Genomic DNA, 21,579 nt, shown 5'->3' with positions numbered 1-21,579 from the left:
AACATAAAATAATAACAATAATCCTTAAATCTTACTTATGAAAACAATTTACAAAACATTTTTAGCAACCGTCATAGGTATGTTTGCTATCTCAAGTCTACACGCACAAAAAAACAGCCACGAGCTTGAAGTGGTAAACCAACTTTCTTCACAACCAGCTGTCGTTAATATGCCGGTTTCCCAATTATTAAATGCTCCGGGAAACGAAATATTGAGAGATTTTTTCTTTAAACCTGTAAAAGATAAAACAATTCTTAAAGGTAAAAAGATCGCGGTAATCGCAGCAGATGGGTTTGAAGAGATTGAATTACTGGGACCCGTCTGGTATTTTAAACAATTGGGAGCTCAAGTCGATATTGTAGCTCCGAAATTTAATCCTGCACCTGCAAGATATGGATTGGTTTATCCTGAAATGTCTAAAACACATATTATGGCAATCCAATATTTACAGCCTGTCGGATGGATCAAATTTGATAAAACTGCTGACCAAATCAAGGTCAATGATTACGATGCAATTTTCATTCCCGGTGGCGCCTGGAATCCTGATAACCTTCGTTATGATAAAGATGTAATCAAATTTATACAGGATTTTAACAAATCAGGAAAACTAATCGCTGCAATCTGTCACGCTCCTGTCGTATTGGCTTCAGCAGATATTTTAAAAGGAAGAAAATTAACAGGATATTGGAATATTCAGGTTGATCTAAAAAATGCCGGTGCAACTGTAGTAGACGAGCCTGTCGTTACTGACGCAAACATAATTACAAGTCGTCATCCTATAGATGTAGCAGATTTTTCAAAAGCTGTAGAAAGCTGGTTGGTAAAAAAACATTAATTAACAAATAAAAGTCGGGAAAACTTGTTGCTAATTAACCCAAAATTCTCTGACTAAAATAAATTTAATATGAAAGCATTGGTAATTGGAGCTACCGGAGCTACAGGAAAAGATTTGGTTAACATTTTATTGCAAGACCCCGAATATACTGAAGTTGTACTATTTGTCCGCAAAACAGGAAACATAAATCATCCCAAAGCGAAGGAAATTTTAACCGATTTTGAAGATTTAGAAAGTGTAAGTGAATTTATCAACGGAGATATATTGTTTTCATGTCTCGGAACAACTTCAAAAGTTGCGGGATCTAAAGAAAAGCATTGGCATATCGACTATGAAATTCCTTTGCAATTCGCAAAAACAGCGAAGAGGAATGGCGTTTTAAAAATGGTTTTACTTTCGTCCTATGGAGCGTCAGCAACCAGTAAAATCAACTATTTTAAAATGAAAGGAAGGCTGGAAGAAGATATAAAAAAAGTCAATTTTGACCAATATATAATTTTCAGACCGGCAAGTTTACAGCGCAGAGAAACAGATCGAGTTGACGAGCAGTTCATTATACCCTTTTTACATTTCATTAATAAATTTGGAATATTAAAAAAATTCCGTCCCCTGCCAACAGATATTCTTGCAGAAAAAATAGCCAAATCTCCGAAAGTGCTTCCTGATGGAATACATCTCATAGAGCCAGAGAAGATTTTTAATTTCTGATTTTTATTAAATATTTCTTTTTAAACGCTTACAAGTCGAAGAATCGTAATAGCTAAAACTACTGATTCAGGACTAACGATGCCTTATAACAGCAAAAATTAACCTAAAAAAAATTAAACATTATGACACATCAAACAAATTGGAATCCGTCACCAGCAGATCCTAAAAAAGGTTTCAGAATTCACCTGTTAGTTTTTATTTTATTAACTCCGGTAATCTGGCTGATTTGGTACTTAACAGATAGAACGTATATATGGCCTCTTTGGTCAACTTTAGGATGGGGAATTGGAATTCTTTTCCATTATTTAGGAGTATATATCTTCAAAAAATCAAAAAATCAATAAAAGTTAAGCTCAGAAATGAGCAGTAATGAAAGCAATAATAACTATAAAATCCAGAAAAATGAAAAATTTAGAAAACAAAGTTGCAGTAGTAACAGGTGCTAACCAAGGAATCGGTTTAGCTATTGTACAAAAATTTGTAGCAGAAGGTGCAAAAGTTTATGCATTTGACGTCAAAGACAGTGCTCAATATGGAGAAAACGTAACATTCCTTAAAGTAGATGTCACCCAGGAAGAGGAATGGAAATCAGCTATAGGTAAAGTAATCTCAGAAGCGGGTCACATCGATATACTTGCAAATAATGCCGGACTCATCGACTATACTCCTATTCATGAGCTTGAACTGGAAAATTGGAACCGTTTGGTGGCAGTAGATCAGACAGGAGTATTCCTTGGAATGAAGCATGTGATTCCTCACATGATTAAAGAAGGTAAGGGTTCTATAATTAATACTTCTTCAATCTGGGGATTAGTTGGAGCATCTGGCGTTGCAGCCTACAATGCTGCTAAAGCTGCGGTTATAGGTCTTACTAAAAATGCCGCTGTTACTTATGCGCAACAAGGTGTGCGTGTAAACGCAGTTATGCCCGGATTTATTTCTACTCCTTTAACGGACAGTCAGGATGAACAGCTAAATCAGTGGGTTATTGATCAAACACCAATGAAACGCGCAGGAAAACCTGAAGAAATTGCAAATGGCGTTTCTTTTTTAGCTTCTGATGAGGCAAGCTATATTACCGGATTAGATCTAATAATTGACGGTGGATATGTTGCTCAATAATTAAATCAAACAAAAATACAGAGCAGATTGTTTTGTTTCAAACTGAACCAAAATAGTCTGCTTTTGTATTCAGATTCTTACAGCATCAGTAATTTAAAATTTTGAAAAATGTATAAAGAACCTCAGATTGCAAAAGATTATTTTAAAACATATCCAGATTTGTACAAATCGTTAAACTCCCTATTGGTCGGGTTTCCCTGAGTTTTTAGTAACCTGTTTTGCGATTTTTGCATTGGTCACTGAAAAGGTCATAAAAATCGTGACCTGTTTTGATTTTTTCTGATACTTACGCAAAACAAAAAAACGCTGTAAACATTGATGTTTACAGCGTTTTAGCTTATTTTAGTTTCTCAACCAGCGGAGAGAGAGGGATTCGAACCTATATTAAAAAACTCCTATCAAATCTATTTTTTTTAAACTGTAAAGTCAGCTATGCCACGATTTTGCCACAAAAAAATATAGGTTGTCCTACAAATATTTTTGTTTTTCAAATAACAGACATATAGCAATTATAATTCTCAAGCTAAAATACAAATTTTTGATCTAACTAATGTAATAATAGCATTTTATTAGTAAAAATGTATTCCCGTTAAGTATAGGATAGCCTATAACCTTAATTACCTTCTTTATAGGTTAGAGTAAGAGGGTTGTAAAGAAAATTAATTTATGAAAAAAACTTCATTTTCAGGGATTTTCAGAATTGTAAATTAGGAGCAAACCAAAATCATTCTTTAGCTAATATAAATTCATTGATGATAATTTCTGCAAGAGTATGTAATAATTAAAACTTCACTGACCTCTGCCTCCTAGACTGAGATTCCAGATCTTTAAGTTTTTTCATTGCAACATTTAAAGGCATCGTCTTAAACTTCATCATGGGATTTAGTTCAAATTGACTGGAACTACCAATATTAGAATATTTCTTCATTTTTTTATTAGAGATCAATTATCAGACTTATCATAATACTTCTAGCCAATATTACGGCATCTTTGAAAGCATTACTTTGAAGAGATTTCACTTAGAGAATATTCCTTAAATTTCGATATTAATTGCCGAAAACAAGTCGGGACACTGACGCTAAATAAAACATTTTTTTTAAAATATTAATGTGGCTTAGCTGGCATATAACTTCATTCACCTTTGTACGGCTATACATTCAATTTCTATGCTGGCATTTTTAGGAAGTGATACAACCTGGATCGTACTTCTCGCCGGAAAATTATTTTTAAAATATTCACCGTAGATTCTATTTACTGTTTCAAATTGCCTTATATCTGTTATAAAAATAGTTGTCTTGGTGATATGTTTTAAATCAGAATGATTATTTTCAAGAATGACCTTTAAGTTTTCAAAAATCTGAACGGTCTGCTCTTCAATTCCCTGTTTCAGATCGTTGCTTTTTGAATCCAGCCCTATCTGACCTGAAATAAATATTAGGTTTCCATAGCTCGTTGAATGGCTATAGGGTCCTATTGGCTTTGGCAAATTGGAATGGTTTAGTATGATGATGTCCTTTTTTATATTGCAAGAGGCCAATAATAATAAAAACAGGAATATTATAGTTTTATTCATGACGGTATTTAATAAAAAAGAGGTTAATTTTTGTCAACCAACCTCTTTTAATTTTTATTTATTTTTTAATGAAATTGAATAGTTCAGTGTTGAATTTTTCCAGTTCTTCGATGAAGAGCGCATGACCGCTTTTTTCAAATGGAACCAATGTTGAGTTTTTAAGTAAAATGTTCATCTGCTCGGCAAGATCATAGGAGCAAATTTTATCCTGCTTTCCATGAAGGATCAATGTAGGAATTATAATTTTTTTCAGGTCACCACGCAAATCACTGTCACGTAATGTTTTTAATGCCTCCGCCATTGCATAAGGTGAAGCCTGAGCCTGAATATTTCCCAACCAAGCGCCATGTCCGGGAGATACGCTGCTTTCGTTGGCCGGAAATATCTTACCGAATGTAGCAAATAATTCTGGGCGGTTGGTATTGTTTAGATCGATCAATCCATTCACTTCTTCCTTTGTCCAGAAGCCATAGTTAAAATCATCACGTTTTGTCCACATTGGTGCCGCAGCACCGAAAAGAGCCATTTTTGAAACGTGTGCTGCATTATATTTAGCTACATAATGGATTACGGTTGCGCCGCCCATGGAGAAACCACCTATTGTCGCATTCTTGATTTTTAGTTTATCCAGTATAACTTTGATATCATCTGCAAAAACATCATAATTATATTTTCCCGCCGGTTTATCAGAAAGACCGAATCCTCTTAATGTGATACCGATCACTCTGTACCCTTTCTGTATGAGATCTGCATACTGGTATTCATACATCGCGTCACTCAACGGCCAACCGTGGATCAGAACAATGGGCTGGCCTTCACCAAGATCCGTTACATGCAGACGGACATTTTTTTCTACTTCGATATATTCTTCGCGACCGAATGATGCCTGAATTCTTTTAGTTTGTGCGAATAATGAGCTTGAAATGGAGATAATAAACAGTGTGAAAGTTAAGATTAAATTTTTCATAATTTTTGATATTGTTATTGTTATTATTATTTTGATATGGCAAAGTTGATCCAATTTCAGCCGGTTTACAATGGACAGTTTCCCCCTTGGATTGCACTTTTTTCTCTTCTTACTTAAAAGACTAAGTTTTTCGGGATAAGTATAGATTCATAACTGTTATTTTGAACATTTTATATATAAGAAAGCACAATCGACAGATTGTGCTTTCTTATCCGGGTGAAATATTCTTACTTGAACTGTTTCCTAAAAGTGATCGGTGAAATTCCCGTATTTTTTGTGAAAAAACGGATAAAATAGGCATCATCCTCATAATGCAGACTATAGGCAATTTCTTTCACGGTCATGGAGGTATGAGCCAAAAGCCGCTTACTCTCTAGTATAATTCGGTTTTTAATAATTTCATTTGGAGTCTCTTTGCTGACCAGCCCTATTTTTTTACTTAAGTTTTTCGGGGTAATAAAGAGCAGATCTGCATAATCAGCCACTGTATGGAGTTTTTTATAATGCATTTCGACCAGTTTACTGAATTTTCTTAAAAACTGTACATCTTCCTGCTGCTCAATATCGGTCAATTGATGCTGCTGTTTCCAGATCCTTGTAGATTTTAAAATAATCATTTTTACAAGTATCCTCAACATTTCCTCGGTTGTTGAATCTTCGTCATTCATTTCCGTTTGGATTTCACTAATAATCCTTTGAATTTCAGTCGACTGTTCTGTATTCAGATTAATAAAAGGAATTTCAAAGACATTATTGTATAAAATACCGTCACAAGCCACTTCCTTATCATGAATTTCTATGCAGTAAAAATCTTTGTTAAAATGCATCAGTTGACCACTGACGGTTTCACATGCTTTTAAGACAACATTAGGGTTAATAAATAGCAGCGCATCGGTTTTCAATTCAATTTCCTCAAAATCAACCTGAATAATTGCATTTTCAGGGATGAAAAGGATTTTGATATGTCCTTCTATTGAGTTCAGCAAATGATCCGGTAAGGAAGATTTGCTGAATTCTACGCTGCCAAATTGTTTGTAAGAAAATTCTTTGATCATTGTTAGGGCTTAAAGTGGTATTATTTACTATTTTTTACTTATTCTTTAAATTTTAGCAGGGTTTGATCTTTTTTAACAATATACGTTGCCAGCTCTGATGCTTTACCCTTTCCGATATTCTTTGCAGAATGATACTTTCTGGCCGGAATAAAAAGCACTTCACCAGCCTTGAGAACAACAGGTTTTTCTCCTTCGATCTGGTATTCAAAAACACCTTCCAGCACGTAGATCACCTCTTCTCCGGGATGTTCATGCATTCCGACCGCTGCACCCTCCTGTAGCTCGATACGTGCTTGTATAGTTTCATACCCTTCTGCTTCAATAGTATGTCGTTGAAGGTCAATTCGTTTTACGCCTGTTTGTTGCGCATGGGCTAAAGTAGAGAATGTTGTCAATAATCCGATTGTTAAAATTAAATTTTTCATAATCTTGAAATTAAATTTGAAGTTGTTATTTGTTATTAATTGATAGTACAAAACTGATCTAATTTTAATCGCTCTACAATGGATAATCTCCCCTTTGCGCTGCACTTTTGTCTTTATTTAGTTACTTACCTATTATACTCATATTTCAATTATCATTTGAAATATGAGTTAAGAAGCTTTTTTATATCTATTCTGACGAAATCAAGAATTTAACATATAAACTACTTTAATAATTTTACGATATTAATATTATAAATTTTGCCAATTTGAATTTGCAATCCGCAATAAATATAATGTTTCCTTCAACACTATTAATCTGCTTTAGAGCAAACGCAAATGATTTATGAACCTGTAAAAATTCAATTTTGGGCAATTGTTCCAAAAATACAGAAATTTTTCACGAATGGTAATGGTTTCAGTCGTGGTTATTATTTTGGTGCAGTTGCCCGTTGCTTTGATGTATAAAATGTTCTCTGTTTACAGTTGAATGTGCTTTTTATTGCTTTGAACAAAGATTCGGTTTGGAACGTCATTTTTTTCAGCAGAAACATTTTTATGGCCTACCGAACTAATCGATTTATTTACAGCTTTTAAAAACCGTTCAAAACCTACAGGTTTTAGCAGGTAATCCGAAATATTGTGTTCATATCCTTCCAGAGCGAATTCCTGATAAGCGGTTGTTACGATTACTTTGGGTGGGTTTTGCAAGGTTTTCAATTCAAAACCTTTTAAAACAGGCATATTCAAATCTATAAAAATAAAATCCACTTCATTTTTGTTGAGGTATTCAAAGGTTTCCAAAGCATTATAACAGTTTTTCATCAACTGCATATTGGGCAGTCAATGAAAATAGTTCTTCTATACAAGCATCCGATTTATTATCTGAAGAAGGCCGCTTTACAACACATTTTGCAAGAACAGAGGAATTGGTTAAAAATTCTGATTTTAAAGAGGTAGATATGACAACGCTATTTCTTCATTAGAATATTAAAAATATTAATCATCATAGAATATATAGAATCATACAACATTGGATCAATAAAGAATATCTTGAACCTCCAAAAATACATTTCAACACATTTGAGAAAAAAATTGAATTCGAAGACGGCGGTCATCGAGCTAAAACTTCTTGCATTAAAATAAACGATAGTGCTTACAGACAAAATTAAATTGGTAAATCAGGTCGTAATTGACACAACGATGGGCAACAATTTAAACGCTAAATTATTTTTCAATTTTCTTTCCTAATCTGGCAATTGGACACCGCCGTTACTAGCAAGTAGCATATGTCCTTTACTAACATCAATTATCGTTTCAAGATCTTTCCAACTTCTAGTTCTTAGGGCGCAGAAAATTTTGATCTCCTTATCAGGATAGACTTTTTGAAGTTCTAGTGCAGAGGCCATCGAAGTTCTACCTAATGTAAGAATATCATCAACCACAATAATGGTTGGTTCAGTGATTAGTATTGGATTTACTTCTAAACTTTCCTGATGTGCTTGCACCGTATTTCTGGTATCGGCATGAAATTGTCCACTGGATTTGGGGATTGCATACTTACGCTTCAGACAATCGGCTACACTATCTCCCACTCCATTGCTGGCAAGTGTCTCACAGATTATCTTCGCCGGAAAAACAGCTCCATCTACTAAAGGTGTACTTCTTGGTACCGGAACTAAAACTGAGTTTAAAAAAAAATCTGATAGATTTGCTTCTTTTATTCTTTGGATTAATCTCATACTGAAGCTTACATCTCCGTTTTTACAGGAACCGGCAACCGTCCTTGAAGAAATTTCTATCTCGGACTTACCTCTTGGAGAATAGGCCAAAAAAGTAAGAAACTCAAAAGACATACTCTTTCTTTGTTGTTAAATAGGGAATGCTTTCAATCAAAAATTCAAAGTTATCATGGGTCAATACCTGTGCACCATAATTGAGCATTTCTTCAGCCCATGAAATTTTATCGTTGAGGACATTCTCCATAATGAACAACTGTCTTCCCAACCTCAATGCCTCCCAGCCCTGATGCTTGGTTCCGCTTTTCTCACTCGCCTCAATGATGATCGTTGCATCACTGATCAGCGCCATTGTGCGGTTTCTGATAGGGAAACTTTTTGGAGTTACGGGATAGTTTTCGGGGAACTGCGAGATCAGCAAATGATTTTCAGCAATAAAATCCTGAAGGTCTTTATTTTCAGCAGGGAAATATTTATTAAGCGGTGTTCCGATAACACCGATGGTATGACCATCAAATTCAATAGCAGTTTTGTGTGCGACCGAGTCAACTCCTTCCGCTAACCCGCTGACCACAGTGATATCATTTTGAACCAGGACCTTCGCTATCTTCCTTGCTCTTCTAATACCCAGTTCAGAAACCTTCCTGGAACCAACGACGGCTACCCTTCTTCCATTTTCCAATAACGAAAAGTCCCCTTGGTAAAATAACTCTTTAGGACTGTTTTTCTTCTCAACGGTAGTAAGCTTATCGTAGTATTCGTTAAAAGCATTGATCTGCATAGGTCTTCAAGATTTAAATGAATATTGTAAATATAGTGTATTTAGTGTGTAAAATACAAATCGAAAAACACTAAAACTGACCATCAGGGAGAATTATTAAATATTACATACAACTGATCTTTTTCATAATCAACCGGTAAAAAGGCAGCTAAGGTATATCGGTCATCCATTTCTCCATCCAGCCAAAAGACTACGGCATAAACGGTTTCCTCCCTGAAGGTACCCTCCAATTATTCCGTTTCCTTTTGGCTTTTTCCCTTTGCCCGCTAAGATTATCTGCTTTCTTTTTTCCGGTTTTTCTTTTGAAAAATATTCAGCGAAGCCCAGAGGGGCTTTCAGAGAAATCACGGAGAAGAGATTGAGAACAGATCAAAATGTACAATCTTAAAAACCTACGGTTATGAACATTATCGGAAGACTGACAAGGGATGCGGAAGTGCGCAACTTGCCAAATGAAAAACAGGTAGTTAATTTTTCAATTGCTACGAATGACAATTATCGCAACAAACAGGGCGAACGGATCGAACAGACCACCTATTTTGAATGCGCCTATTGGATCTCTCCAAAAGTTGCTGACCTTTTAACAAAAGGCACTTTGGTAGAATTAAGCGGAAGAGCCTACACCTCTGCATGGTTAGGAAAAGATGGAGAACCCCATGCAGGATTGAATTTCCACACCTCACAGATCAAAGTTCACAGCAGTAGTAAAAGAATTGAAAACAAGTTTACTGAATCGAATAAAAAAGATAAGAAGGAAATTTCTAATTCTAAATCCAACGACAGCGAAAAAGATGATGACCTACCATTTTAAAATCATCAAACAGAATTCTCTAACAATTAAAGATTAACATCATGGCACATAATTTAAATTTCAACAACAGAACAGGAAAATATTCATTTTTCAGCGTAAAGGAAAAAGCATGGCACAACTTGGGGCAGATCGTACAGGAATACCCTACAAGTGAAGAAGCCATCAAATTTGCAGGAGTTGACTACGAGGTCGAAAAATCTCCCCTATTTACAAAAGGTCCAGGCATTATCGAAAATACCAACGGAATAGAAATGATCGATTCAGAATTGGAAGTTCCCAACTACTTTGCCAATATCCGCACCGATAATAACACCGTTTTAGGCGTAGTCGGAAAAGATTACCAGATCGTACAAAACCGTGAAGCCTTTTCATTTTTTGATGTTATTGTAGGCGGTGGAGATGGAATCTTATACGAGACTGCAGGAGCTTTGGGAAATGGGGAACGCATTTTTATCACTGCTAAATTACCCGGTTATATCCGTGTTGGCAACGGTGACGACATTACAGAGAAATATATTTTCCTTACCACGTCCCACGATGGAAGCGGAAGCATCACCGCCGCATTTACCCCTGTGCGCATCGTTTGTCAAAACACTTTAAATGCCTCTCTAAAAAATATGAGCAATGTGGTGCGAATCAGACATACCGCAGGGGCAAAACAACGCTTGGAAGATGCTCACAAAGTGATGGGTTTAGCCAATACATTGAATAAAGAATTAGAAAGCACTTTTAATCATTGGGCAAATATCAAGATTGGTGACAATGAAATGAAAAAGCTGATTCAGTTGGCACTTTGCCCCAATAAAGAAACCTTAAATTATTTGCAGAAAGGAAATTTTGATGAATTATCGACCGTTTTTAAAAATACCGTTGATGATGCTTTTGCCTATGCGATGATGAGCGACACCCAACAAATGGAAACAACAAAAGGGACGTTGTTCGGAGCATATAACGCAGTGACAGGATATTATCAGAATGTCAAAACATACAAAGACGATGAAGCCAAACTACAGTCCATCGTTCTGGGTGGCACTGCACAACTGAAATCACAAAAATCTTTTGAACTGTGTACAGGATTTGCAAAGTTTGGACAGGATATTTTCAATCTGAATTAAAAATAAAGGCAACCATCTTTTCTGGCGGTTGCATTATTAAAACCATTTTAATAAGTACGGGAAAAATAAGTCTCTGCCGTATAAGAGCAAAATCAATGAAATTTAATATAGTCAACGAGATAAAATTAAGTTATTCAAGAAAGGGAAATGCTGAAAAATTAGTTAGTAGTTCGCGGGATGCCGTTGATGTATTTCGTCAGCATTTTGACCGTGATGAAATGGATTACAGGGAATCATTTTTTGCATTATATTTAAATCAGTCTCACAAAGTTTTAGGGATAAGAAAAATTTCTGAATCAGGAATTTCCTCCACGGTTGTCGATGTTCGTATCATCATGCAGGCGGCACTGCTTTGTAACGCTTCCGCTGTAATATTGGCACACAATCATCCTTCCGGAAATTTGAAACCGTCCGCCGAAGATCTAAAAATTACGCAGAACATTAAAAGCGCATCAGAATTTTTAAATCTTAAATTACTGGATCATTTCATTCTGACATCAACCGATCATTTATCATTTGCCGACGAAGGTCTTTTGTAAATGAATTCATATTATGAAACAAAATACACGACAATATTTGAATTGTCGTGTATTTTCAAATTCGGGCGAAAAGACCATTCCTTCCTATGGTCGGAAACATCTTTTCGCAGTTTAGACTATTACAACTCCTATGATTACATCCCTAAAAGCCTAACACTTCATAAAAGTTGTGTATTTCTAAAAATTGATGTCCTATCAATAGATTAGATCTGCTAAAATATTTTCTAAATTCTTTTACTTGCTTTGAATGTTCGTATGAAAAAAGCGGCTTGGTTTTTATACCAAGCCGCCAGAATTCAATTAGCAATTTAAGATGCATTGTCAAATTCAAAATCAACCTTTCTATCATTCCCAAAACTATCTTTGATCCAAATACTGAATTCATGGGATTCGGAAGATGTAGAAGTATAGTAAAGCCTGAACTCTTTTTTTGGCAGTGGATATTCATCATTCGGCAGATAAGGCAAATCGCTGTAATACTGAAGCTGACCTGCTCCCTCATACTGAAAATATCGGATGCTGTACTTGGTATCATTAAAGTCTGAATCTGTCAGAAGTGAGATACGGATCTCTACGGTCTCACCCTCTCCTATTTTCGCAGGAAAAGGCATAACCTTTACCTCAAATGGAAAGTCCTGTTGGATTTCAATTTCAATATCCTGACAAGAATTTAAAATAAAAGCTAATAAATACAGTAACAGAGAATATCTGAACATCAATGTGACTTTTTTGTTGATTGGATTTTTCATTGCAATCGTTTTTAAAAATTAAACCTTAATCCAAAACCAAACAAGGCGTAAAACTCGCCAAGCTGGCTGTTTTGTAAAAAGCGCAGTTGTCCGTTCACTAAAAATACCAGATGTTCCGTAAGGTAGCTCTCTAATGACAGCTTGCCTGATGCACCGTAGATGAAACTTTCAGTGGTACTAATCATAGCGCCATCCTGGATGATTGCTTTACCCTTATTCACCTGCTCATAACCAGCAACTCCGCCTAAACCCAGATTGATATTGACATTTCTCATCGCATCTCCCAATAGATAAAGACTGTAACCTCCGTTAAACAGAAAGGTATCTATTGGAATATCATAATTGGAATATTCGTAATATTTTTTACTGTACTCTGCCAATCCAAAAAAATAATTACCATTCTTAGCGTAAGAAATGAGCCCTGTACTAAAAGCGTAATTTTGTCTTTCAGGAGATTGCGGAAATACTGAATATGTCAATTCAAATCCCTTTTGTTTCGGGATCATCTGCTGAGCATTTGATCTGATGTTTGCTATTAATAATAACAGCATACTCAAAAATATCCTTTGCATTTCACTTCGCTTTTATGGTTAGACTGTTGATGAGTTTGGCATTGATAAGGTCTGCGTTTTCAAGCTGAACTTTCTGATGACGTCCGCCGTTCCTTTCAAGAATTTCAATTTCCAAAACCTGATTTTTCAAAAGAGTGAACTGGTCCAACAAATAAACTCCCAAAATGTCCGAATGATGAATGGAGGTCATCACCGGAAAATGGATTCGAACCGGCTCTAACAGTTTATCCTGGACCACTGTTCTTTTTAAATTCTTCTTATCAACAATTTTAAAATTCACCAGATCAATGGCAAATGCGACATTACTGCTGTTCTTAACCTGTAAGGTGAAGTAGAACTTATTGTCGTTGACGTGCAATGCACGAACAGAGAACTGAATTCCAAAGCTTCTGGAAGATATGTGTTTGATGGTTCTGCTGCTTTTTTCATACAGATTTTCCAAGATCAGTTCCGTCAAAGAGGACGAACTTCCTTTCAGGTCTTCAAACAAGACATCAGGAGAATGTCGGTGCTCATCTGCCCTTTGCAGTTTTAGCAGATCGTAGTTAAGTGTTTCCGGATGGGAACTGTAAAAAACATCGAAATTGTAAAACTTTCCGTCTTCGGTAATGACCGAAAAATTGGTTTCTTCTTCGAAATCCCTTACCGCCGATTTAACCCGGAGAACATTTCCTATGGGTTCTGCCTTATTGGCGACCAACAGATCGCTTCCAAGGTCAACGTACCTGATGGGTGAAGGAAACAATAAGTGCGAGGTCTTGTGATAGGTGACCTGCATTTTAAAGGGTTCCAACCTCGCTTCCTCCAGTGTAAGATAGGGATCAGCGGAATCCTGAGCTGGTGATCTTCCTGAAAAGAGCAGAAATACGATCATCAGTAGATAATGGCTTTTTATTTTGTTCATTTTTTTATTTTTTTAATGGTTACTTTTTAGGGACAAGGAATAACTGATGACCAGCCTTCACGTTGACCTTTAACTGTCTGACCCGCTTTTGGAAATAGCCTGAAAGACCCTGTACAAAGCCCCTGCTTAAGTCCGAGGCGATCTGCTGTCCTGCCGATTGGGTCATCATGATATTGGTGCCTGAGCTTTGACTCATATTGCCTACAATATCAGTGACTGCATTTTGCTCCGGCGAATACGGAATAGATAGACCAGGCTGACCGTCGTTGTCATGAATATTGATCTCTACAGGATAGATACTTCCCCGAAATTCAATGGATGAAATTTTGAGTTGCAATCTCCCACCCTGAAATTTACCATTGGCTTTCAGCAATGTTCCTGCTGGAATTTCTGTACGACCTAAGAGCATGCGCTCCAACAGCCTGATTGACAATGTAGCCTCATTGGTCATCGTCATTGACTCCTGTACAATGGCTTTGATCGCATTTTTAGATTGTTCTGAATCATTGGTTTCATCCTGAGTTCCGAACAACCTCCGATCATTCAGGCCAGCCAGAAAGGCACTGTCTGATACCTTCCTGTATAAAGCGGAGACGATATTCTGACGAGCTGGTCTTACTGCTTTGAGGATTGCTTTCGTCTCAGAGGGCTTTTTAACGTCCGTTGCATTTGTATCAGATTCTGCCTGCTTATTACTATTACTTTGGGGAAGATATTTAGCCGCCATCTGGTAGGATTTTTCCATTAGCTCTAACTGGTCATTCATTCCGAGACCGGCCGGAACAGCACTATGCTGTACCGCTTCATTTTTAAGTCTGGAAATCTCTTTTCTGAGATTATTGACCTCTTGCTCATCCCTGCTATAGAAAGAACCCAGGGTCTGCTGCGCCTGGCGATAAGTGTTCACTGCATTCTGATCCGGTTGAGCTGGCACATTCGCTTGACCCGGCAATGATGTTTGACCGGAATTGTTTTGATCGTTCCAGTAATCAGACAATGAAGTGATCGCATTTCTTTTCTCTTCATTCTTTTGTTCCAACAGTTGCTGCTCGTAGGCCTTCTGTTTATCAGATTGCATCTGATCATCCTTTGCCTGTGGTATCCCTGCATTAAACCCTGATTCTTCAATGATCTTGTTGTCTTGCGGCTTGAAAATAAGATAGAGGCTACAGGCACAGACGATTGCCATTAAAAAATAAATGACCGGTTTCTTCAATCGCTCCCACTGTAATTTATGTATCCCCTGCGGTTCGTTTTCCGACTCCGGCGATTCGCTTTCGGTGACTTTGATTTTATCTGAATCTCTCATAGCTTTATTTTTTAATGGTTGAATTGACATGATCCTCAGCTGCTTTCTTCGAAAAACTATGATCTGAAATAGTATTGATATGACCGATGAACATTGTGTTGGTTTTATTGGCAGTAGACATCCCTATACTGATCATAACGATTACCGTAAGAAAAGCGTAACCAGCAAAAAAAAGCTTGGTAAAAAACCGTTGCCGCTTTGCAGGGATCGCTTTCCACCGTCCTTCTGCCTGCAAAACATAATTTTCAATGGTATCTCTGATTTTTTTCATTGTTTTGATTTTAACGTTCAACAGTTTCGATGTCTTTATTTTCAAGAACATTGAATTTTTCAATGGTAAATCCCTGGGGATTGCTGTCTGACCTCACCGAATTCACTAGTGCACAATTGGTGATCAGACTTCGTATCGTCAGATTGCTGGATCGGATAATGAACTGCCGTGCATAGGTCTTCACCGGATAAGGGTAATTGTTGAAGTCGGCAACGACACTGTCAACCTCTATCCTCTGCTGGATATTCCCTGAGATGATCCGGTTGTAATAGCCTTTCTCCTGCAGGTCTTTGTAGTAATCGAATGCAGACTGGTCTGCCAGATTGAAAGCTCTTTTGACATTGCTTTCAATGGCATTTTTATCCGGCGCCACGGTAAAGAACAGCTCGTGAAAACGCCTTACATGCTCCCTGGCTTCGACAGGTCTGTTGATCGACATATCCTGAGACAGTGCGACCATCAGCGATTTACCATTATCCAGCACATAGATCTTCTGACGTTGTTCTTCTGCAAACTGATAGGACTTAAAAACGACCACGCCTACCACGGCAAAACAGAGCACCGCAAAAACGAATGTAAATAAGCGGATCTGCTTGAAGCTGCTCTCTATATTTCTTAAAGTTTTAAATTCCATTATTTTGAGTATTTATTTTAATAACCTGCCTGAAATATTACCCGTAGCCGACCCGGCTGCCGCACCTGCAATATTTCCTGATTTTGTGGCGGTCTGGTTGACATTGCGCATAAAGTTGCCTGCGCCCCCTGCCTGAATGACCCATCCGGTAACGGTTGGAACCGTAAAATATCCGATGATCCCGATGATCATATAGATGATGTACACGGTGTTGGAAGTATCAGGAATGAAATTCGGATCTGCCAGCATCTCAATATCCCGTTCCAAAATGAGCGATTGTATCTTTGCAAGGATTGAACTGAAAATATCAGCAACCGGCAACCATAGATAAACACTGATATATCTGGTCAGCCATTGGGTCAACGTGGTCTGAAAACCATCCCATACTGAAATAGCAAAGGCGATAGGTCCCAATATGGACAGTACAATGAGAAAAAATGTTCTAATGGTATCAATAACCAAAGCTGCCGATTGGAAGAGAATTTCCAGAAATTCACGAAAACCGTCCCTGATATCTTTCTTGATATCAAACATTTCCCTTTCGATGTACATTCCGGACATCGTGACTAGGTCCGCTGGTGACCATCCAAGCTCATCAAGCTTCTTATCAAATTCCTCATCTGAGATCAGATAGGCCATTTCGGGATTCCTCAACATAGCCTCCCGCTCCAGAAGGTCTTTCTTCTGTTGCAAATCGTTCAGATCCAAAACCTGATCCTCGAGCATTGAATGGCTTCCCTGGACGATCGGGCTCAATACGCCATTAATACTGCCTAATACCAAAGTTGAAAAGAACATAATACAGATACCGATGGCAAAGGGTCTCAGCATAGGAAACAGGTCGATCGGTTCGGCACGGCTCAGCGATTGCCATACCTTGATAGCGACATAGAACAGTGCTCCCAATCCGGCAACCCCTTTTGCTACGGCAGCCATGTCGGCACACAATGGCATCATCTCATCATAGACTGAACGAAGGACTTCGTGTAGATTATTCGGTTCCATCTTACCAGTATTTTTGGTTTGCAGTACCATATAGATCCAACACTCTTTGGGTATTGTTCTGTTTTTTTGCTCTTAAGTAGCTTACAGAAATATTCTTGTTCGTGTAATATCTTACGAGATTATGATACTCTTTGACCTCTTTGTAAACCCGGTCGATCACATCCATTCTTTCTTTATCATTGAGTGAAAGCCCATTGGCCGTAATGATCTCCTTCAGCTCTTTTAAAAGTTCCGTACTTTCAGTCAATAGTGCTGAATAGCCGTTGGCGATCGCCGTCAGTTCCTGAGCATTGAAGTTGGGATCATTGAGCATCTTGCTGAAGTTGGTAACGTATATTTCTGATACGTCTCCGACCATCAGCACGGTCTGCTGCACTTTCCTAGCATCTTTGACCAGATTATTGATGGCTTTCAGTTTGTCATAATATTCCTTTCCCTGTTCATAGACCTTCTTAACTTCGTTGAAATTTTTAACGACATTGGAAACGGTCGACGAGGTCTGCACAATTTCATTAGCGCTGTTCAGAATTCCGGAAGCGAGATTGGCAGGATCGGTTACCACGAATTGTGCTTTGGCATAGGTTGCGGTAGCGAAAATCGCTACCATTGCTGTTTGAATGATTAAATTTTTCATTGCTATAAATTTTAAATGATTAATTAATTTTGTTTGTTTGATTTGATCCTCCTGAGAGAGATCCTCTTGATGGCATGTTCCACATTGCCGTCAAGTTCAGAGGCCAGATTCATCACTTCCATTTTTTCAGTTTCTTCGGTGGTATAAGCGAGATATTCTTCAGTAGAAACTTCCGTAGCGTAGACCGCCGAGTGTGTTCCGCCCAGTCCGATCCAGACTTCCTTGTAGAGTCTTTTCGGCTCGTTGTTCATATTGATCGAGAGTACCTGAGATTTTTCCTTGTCAGTCAGTCCAAGCATCGCCTGGATGTCATCGAACTTGTTCATATACTTGCGCTGATCCAAAAGGATCTTACAGTCTGAATTGTTGATAATACTCTCCTTGACGATCGGAGACTGGATGATGTCATCCACCTCCTGTGTCACTACGATGGCTTCACCGAAGAATTTTCTGACCGTCTTGAACAGGTATTTGATATACTCTGCCATGCCTTCTTTGGCGATTGCTTTCCAGGCTTCTTCGATCAGGATCACTTTTCTGATGCCCTTGAGCCTTCGCATCTTATTGATGAAGACCTCCATAATGATGATGGTCACGATCGGGAACAGGATCTTGTGGTCTTTGATCGCATCGATCTCAAACACGATGAATCGTTTGGACAGCAGGTCAAGTTGCTTTTCTGAATTCAACAAATAATCGTATTCGCCGCCTTTGTAATAAGGTTCGAGAACATTGAGAAAGTTGGCGATGTCAAAGTCCTTTTCCCTGACTTTCTTTTGTTCCAGAACTTTCTGGTAGTCATCTTTCACGTACTCATAGAATCCATTGAATGAAGGAAATTTACCACTGTGTTTGATCTGTTCAATATAGCCGCTCACGGCATTGGACAAGGCCACTTCCTCTGAACGGCTTGGTGGTTCATCATCCCTTTTCCATAAAGTGAGGATCAGGGTCTTGATGCTTTCTCTTTTTTCAATATCAAAGACGCCGTCATCGGTATAGAATGGATTGAAAGCAATCGGATTGTCTTCTGTATAGGTAAAATATACGCCGTCTTCCCCTTTTGTCTTGCCCTTGATGAGTTCACACAATCCCTGATAGGAATTTCCGGTATCGACCAGCAACACATGAGCGCCCTGCTCATAATATTGTCTGACCATATGGTTGGTGAAAAATGATTTACCGCTTCCTGAAGGTCCAAGGATAAACTTGTTTCGGTTGGTAATGATTCCCTGTTTCATCGGCAGATCGGAGATATCGAGATGAATGGGTTTTCCGGTCAGCCGGTCAGCCATCTTGATCCCGAACGGTGATGGGGAGTCCTGATAATTGGTTTCCCCCGTGAAGAAACACAAGGCCGGTTCGATGAACGTGTAAAAGCTTTCTTCACTCGGGAAGTCACCTGCATTGCCCGGGATCCCTGCCCAATACAAGGTTGCTGTGTCCGTCGTATTGTGGCGTGGTTTGCATTCCATCAGTGCCAATGCACTGCCGGTATCATTTTTCAGCTGTTTGAGTTCGGAAGGATCATCTGACCATGACATCACATTGAAATGCGAACGGATGGATTGCAGGCCGTAAGAGTGTGCTTCATTCAAATACTTTTCGATCCATTCCTTGTTGATCTGATTCGCCCTGCTGTATCTTGCCAGTGAATGCATGTTTCTGGCGGACTTTTCAAATTTACTCAGGTTGTCATCGCTGTTATCAATAAACAGGTATTGGTTATAAATATGATTACAGCTTAACAGAAGTCCTACCGGAGAAGCAAACGAAAGCAGGCAGTCACTTCTGTCCGTGCTGAGTTTTTCATAGCGGCTGTGTGATGAGACCGTACCGGGCAGATCATCCGTATCCGATAAGGTATGCATACTGATCCGATTGTTGCCGATGCGCATATCTTCCGATCCGAGCTTGATGTCTTGTAGAGACGGATTAACTTCCTTTGATAAGGTAAGATACTGTTCAAGCAATCCTGACTGCTCTCGGGTTCCCGAGATCTCATCTTCGGTCATACGTTTCAGATGGACATAGCCGCTGTCATTCATGATCCTTTCAAACTGATCAACGGACTCCATAAATCTGGCGATAACCTCTCGGTCTTTGATCTCTTTTGGGATCAGTTTGCCTTTGCACAGCGAGGAAAAATTGCTCTGCATCCGCATTCTCTCTTTACTGGTCTTCGTGATATACAGATAGCAGTAGTGATTCAGAAAAGGTCTCTCGTTGAAATGGCGCTCAAAAGATTTTGACAGAAAGCTCTGGTCTTCTTTTGACAGATCGGGATTGTAGTTTTCTTTGATAAACCAATCCTGTTTGTGTACGACCGTAAAATCAGGAAGGGTTTTAATGGCTTTGAACCAGGCTGAATGGATCGCTTCATATTCTGCCGATGCCACCGTAAACAGTTCAGGTAGTATGACCTTGAAGCAGACCGTGACATCTGCATCTTTCGAAATAATACAGTCGTTTTCTATCGCAAGCAGTGGAAATTTACTCTCTAAGGTTGCGGCTTTGGAGGTATTTCTCATGCTGAAGCTTTTTGACGGTTATTTTTCAGGTAGCGATGGATGAATTTTCGACTGATGATATACTTCGGATGCTTTTTTTGAGCGCCTAACTTCGTCAGGCCGTGCTCGCCATATTTTCCGTTCAGTGAGAAGGTCTGCCAGATAAGTATGGCACTACTTGCTCCGCCAATCGTAAGGCAGAGATAGGTATTGACGCCAGCCATGTACATGACCATCACGCATACGAGTATTCCCAATAATCCCCCTGCAAAAATGAACAGGTATTGTGCTTTTAATCCTTTGAACTCAACTGTTCGTCCGATTCCTTTGTTGATATGATAGGTATTCATAGTAACACAGTTTAAAGGAAGAATGAACGGAGGATCGTTGCAGCCACGATCAGAAAGATACATGCACCAAACCAGCTGGCAGCGGTCTTGCTGGTATCGGGATCACCACTGCTGAACTTGTTATACACCTTGACCCCTCCAATGAGTCCGACGACCGCCCCAATCGCATAGATCAATTGGGTAGCCGGTTCAAAATAAGAGGTCACCATTTGTGTGGCCTCGTTGATCCCTGCGGTACCGTTGCCTTGTGTGAAAGCACTGGGAGCAAGGAATATTGCTAACATAGCATACAACAGTTTTTTTCTCTGTTTTTCCATTTTATAAACATTTAATTGGTTATTGAGCACTGCTCTATGCAGGACTCAGGAACAAATTTGTTGTGGAAAAACGAGCTTATTAGAATATGTCTTTGAAAGGAAGTATTTAGCTTACATGGGCTATCTCTGGTATTAACCAAATATTTGTGAAAAAAAATTACCCAAAAGTGGTATTGACGTCAATGTAGTTAACTACTAATTTTACAGTGAAATAAATATGTCTTTATTAGCTAATAGAACAATGACTTCCAGAAAAACATCTTAAAATATTACTTACATGCTTTAACGTAAATTATTAAAAGTGATACCATGAAAACTAAATTCTTCACAATCTTTTTTATTACATTCTTATTTTTGAATCTTGACGCTCAAAAAAACTTTGAAATAACCATTGAAAGAAAAATATCATCTGATACTTGCACATCAGGATATTCAATTATTGATAAAAAAGTTATTTGTCACACATTGGAACTACCTTGGGAAAATAATTCAAAAAATGTAAGTTGTATTCCTTTAGGGTCTTATAAAGGAATTTTGCGCTATGATCATAATGATGATTGGAGAATACAACTTTAAAACGTACCTGACAGAGAGGGTGTACAAATTCACATGGGAAACTATACTCAACAAATCAAAGATGTTTATTAATAGGTATGA

At 38.2% G+C, this 21,579-nt stretch carries 27 protein-coding genes; 8 read left to right on the top strand and 19 right to left on the bottom strand.

The window, feature by feature from the left end:
- Positions 1-37: 37 nt before the first annotated feature.
- From AC4FQ5_RS18405 to AC4FQ5_RS18390, 4 genes are all read left to right on the top strand, one after another.
- A complete protein-coding gene (locus tag AC4FQ5_RS18405) occupies positions 38-835 on the top strand; it encodes a DJ-1/PfpI/YhbO family deglycase/protease (protein WP_491145717.1) in 798 nt (265 codons plus the stop codon).
- A gap of 69 nt (positions 836-904) precedes the next feature.
- Positions 905-1,543, top strand: coding sequence for an NAD(P)H-binding protein (locus AC4FQ5_RS18400; protein WP_491145715.1), 639 nt, complete (start codon positions 905-907; stop codon positions 1,541-1,543).
- Between the two features lie 122 nt (positions 1,544-1,665).
- Positions 1,666-1,887: a 2TM domain-containing protein gene (locus AC4FQ5_RS18395; RefSeq protein ID WP_491145713.1), complete on the top strand. Its 222-nt coding sequence runs from the start codon at positions 1,666-1,668 to the stop codon at positions 1,885-1,887.
- 25 nt (positions 1,888-1,912) lie between these two features.
- Positions 1,913-2,665: an SDR family NAD(P)-dependent oxidoreductase gene (locus AC4FQ5_RS18390; protein ID WP_491145711.1), complete on the top strand. Its 753-nt coding sequence runs from the start codon at positions 1,913-1,915 to the stop codon at positions 2,663-2,665.
- Between the two features lie 1,135 nt (positions 2,666-3,800).
- Here AC4FQ5_RS18390 and AC4FQ5_RS18385 read toward each other — a convergent pair.
- The 8 genes from AC4FQ5_RS18385 to AC4FQ5_RS18350 form a co-directional block, all read right to left on the bottom strand.
- Positions 3,801-4,151, bottom strand: a complete 351-nt coding sequence (locus tag AC4FQ5_RS18385) for a Rid family detoxifying hydrolase (RefSeq protein ID WP_491145709.1) — start codon at positions 4,149-4,151, stop codon at positions 3,801-3,803.
- A 145-nt stretch (positions 4,152-4,296) separates the two neighbouring features.
- Positions 4,297-5,205: an alpha/beta fold hydrolase gene (locus AC4FQ5_RS18380; protein ID WP_491145708.1), complete on the bottom strand. Its 909-nt coding sequence runs from the start codon at positions 5,203-5,205 to the stop codon at positions 4,297-4,299.
- Positions 5,206-5,432: 227 nt separating this feature from the next.
- The gene (locus AC4FQ5_RS18375; RefSeq protein WP_491145706.1) at positions 5,433-6,260 is read right to left on the bottom strand and encodes a helix-turn-helix domain-containing protein; all 828 of its coding nucleotides are present in this window, start codon (positions 6,258-6,260) and stop codon (positions 5,433-5,435) included.
- Positions 6,261-6,298: 38 nt separating this feature from the next.
- Positions 6,299-6,685 (bottom strand): cupin domain-containing protein, encoded by a 387-nt coding sequence (locus tag AC4FQ5_RS18370; protein ID WP_491145704.1) that lies wholly within the window; start codon positions 6,683-6,685, stop codon positions 6,299-6,301.
- A gap of 477 nt (positions 6,686-7,162) precedes the next feature.
- A complete protein-coding gene (locus AC4FQ5_RS18365; RefSeq protein WP_491145702.1) occupies positions 7,163-7,507 on the bottom strand; it encodes a LytR/AlgR family response regulator transcription factor in 345 nt (114 codons plus the stop codon).
- A gap of 422 nt (positions 7,508-7,929) precedes the next feature.
- Positions 7,930-8,538 (bottom strand): phosphoribosyltransferase, encoded by a 609-nt coding sequence (locus tag AC4FQ5_RS18360; RefSeq protein ID WP_491145700.1) that lies wholly within the window; start codon positions 8,536-8,538, stop codon positions 7,930-7,932.
- Complete coding sequence (locus AC4FQ5_RS18355) at positions 8,528-9,202, bottom strand: DNA-processing protein DprA (RefSeq protein WP_491145698.1); 675 nt, start codon at positions 9,200-9,202, stop codon at positions 8,528-8,530. The genes AC4FQ5_RS18360 and AC4FQ5_RS18355 overlap by 11 nt, the downstream gene beginning before the upstream one ends.
- 83 nt (positions 9,203-9,285) lie before the next feature.
- Positions 9,286-9,432: a hypothetical protein gene (locus tag AC4FQ5_RS18350; RefSeq protein WP_491145697.1), complete on the bottom strand. Its 147-nt coding sequence runs from the start codon at positions 9,430-9,432 to the stop codon at positions 9,286-9,288.
- 170 nt (positions 9,433-9,602) lie between these two features.
- Here AC4FQ5_RS18350 and AC4FQ5_RS18345 point away from each other — a divergent pair, with 170 nt between their 5' ends.
- The 3 genes from AC4FQ5_RS18345 to AC4FQ5_RS18335 all read left to right on the top strand — a co-directional run bounded on the left by AC4FQ5_RS18345 (position 9,603) and on the right by AC4FQ5_RS18335 (position 11,667).
- A complete protein-coding gene (locus AC4FQ5_RS18345) occupies positions 9,603-10,013 on the top strand; it encodes a single-stranded DNA-binding protein (RefSeq protein WP_491145695.1) in 411 nt (136 codons plus the stop codon).
- A gap of 41 nt (positions 10,014-10,054) precedes the next feature.
- Positions 10,055-11,128: a DUF932 domain-containing protein gene (locus AC4FQ5_RS18340; RefSeq protein ID WP_491145693.1), complete on the top strand. Its 1,074-nt coding sequence runs from the start codon at positions 10,055-10,057 to the stop codon at positions 11,126-11,128.
- A 95-nt stretch (positions 11,129-11,223) separates the two neighbouring features.
- Positions 11,224-11,667 carry a JAB domain-containing protein gene (locus AC4FQ5_RS18335; protein ID WP_491145692.1) on the top strand — a complete coding sequence of 148 codons (444 nt, stop codon included), beginning with the start codon at positions 11,224-11,226 and terminating at the stop codon, positions 11,665-11,667.
- A 308-nt stretch (positions 11,668-11,975) separates the two neighbouring features.
- Here the strand turns inward: AC4FQ5_RS18335 and AC4FQ5_RS18330 are convergent, their stop codons facing one another.
- From AC4FQ5_RS18330 to AC4FQ5_RS18280, 11 genes are read right to left on the bottom strand one after another with little or no spacing between them, the layout of a single operon-like run.
- Positions 11,976-12,416, bottom strand: coding sequence for a TraQ conjugal transfer family protein (locus AC4FQ5_RS18330; protein WP_491145690.1), 441 nt, complete (start codon positions 12,414-12,416; stop codon positions 11,976-11,978).
- Positions 12,417-12,427: 11 nt separating this feature from the next.
- Complete coding sequence (locus AC4FQ5_RS18325) at positions 12,428-12,988, bottom strand: conjugal transfer protein TraO (RefSeq protein WP_491145688.1); 561 nt, start codon at positions 12,986-12,988, stop codon at positions 12,428-12,430.
- Position 12,989: 1 nt separating this feature from the next.
- A complete protein-coding gene (traN, locus tag AC4FQ5_RS18320; protein WP_491145686.1) occupies positions 12,990-13,892 on the bottom strand; it encodes a conjugative transposon protein TraN in 903 nt (300 codons plus the stop codon).
- A gap of 19 nt (positions 13,893-13,911) precedes the next feature.
- Positions 13,912-15,201 carry a conjugative transposon protein TraM gene (gene traM / locus AC4FQ5_RS18315; protein WP_491145685.1) on the bottom strand — a complete coding sequence of 430 codons (1,290 nt, stop codon included), beginning with the start codon at positions 15,199-15,201 and terminating at the stop codon, positions 13,912-13,914.
- Positions 15,202-15,205: 4 nt separating this feature from the next.
- Positions 15,206-15,472, bottom strand: a complete 267-nt coding sequence (locus AC4FQ5_RS18310) for a hypothetical protein (protein WP_491145683.1) — start codon at positions 15,470-15,472, stop codon at positions 15,206-15,208.
- A 10-nt stretch (positions 15,473-15,482) separates the two neighbouring features.
- A complete protein-coding gene (traK, locus tag AC4FQ5_RS18305; RefSeq protein WP_491145681.1) occupies positions 15,483-16,106 on the bottom strand; it encodes a conjugative transposon protein TraK in 624 nt (207 codons plus the stop codon).
- Between the two features lie 12 nt (positions 16,107-16,118).
- Complete coding sequence (gene traJ, locus AC4FQ5_RS18300) at positions 16,119-17,111, bottom strand: conjugative transposon protein TraJ (protein WP_491145679.1); 993 nt, start codon at positions 17,109-17,111, stop codon at positions 16,119-16,121.
- Position 17,112: 1 nt separating this feature from the next.
- On the bottom strand, positions 17,113-17,745 hold the full coding sequence (locus AC4FQ5_RS18295; RefSeq protein ID WP_491145678.1) for a DUF4141 domain-containing protein: 633 nt from the start codon (positions 17,743-17,745) through the stop codon (positions 17,113-17,115).
- Positions 17,746-17,768: 23 nt separating this feature from the next.
- On the bottom strand, positions 17,769-20,276 hold the full coding sequence (locus AC4FQ5_RS18290) for a TraG family conjugative transposon ATPase (protein ID WP_491145676.1): 2,508 nt from the start codon (positions 20,274-20,276) through the stop codon (positions 17,769-17,771).
- Positions 20,273-20,605 carry a DUF4133 domain-containing protein gene (locus AC4FQ5_RS18285; protein ID WP_491145674.1) on the bottom strand — a complete coding sequence of 111 codons (333 nt, stop codon included), beginning with the start codon at positions 20,603-20,605 and terminating at the stop codon, positions 20,273-20,275. The genes AC4FQ5_RS18290 and AC4FQ5_RS18285 overlap by 4 nt, the downstream gene beginning before the upstream one ends.
- An 11-nt stretch (positions 20,606-20,616) precedes the next feature.
- Positions 20,617-20,922: a DUF4134 domain-containing protein gene (locus AC4FQ5_RS18280; RefSeq protein WP_491145673.1), complete on the bottom strand. Its 306-nt coding sequence runs from the start codon at positions 20,920-20,922 to the stop codon at positions 20,617-20,619.
- A 309-nt stretch (positions 20,923-21,231) separates the two neighbouring features.
- Between AC4FQ5_RS18280 and AC4FQ5_RS18275 the strand changes: the two genes are divergently transcribed.
- Complete coding sequence (locus AC4FQ5_RS18275; protein ID WP_491145671.1) at positions 21,232-21,498, top strand: DUF5675 family protein; 267 nt, start codon at positions 21,232-21,234, stop codon at positions 21,496-21,498.
- Positions 21,499-21,579 lie beyond the last annotated feature (81 nt).

It is taken from the genome of Chryseobacterium sp. DT-167 (genome assembly GCF_058310155.1).
Note: the sequence above shows the minus strand (reverse complement) of the source record. Positions and strands in the feature narration are given on the sequence as shown.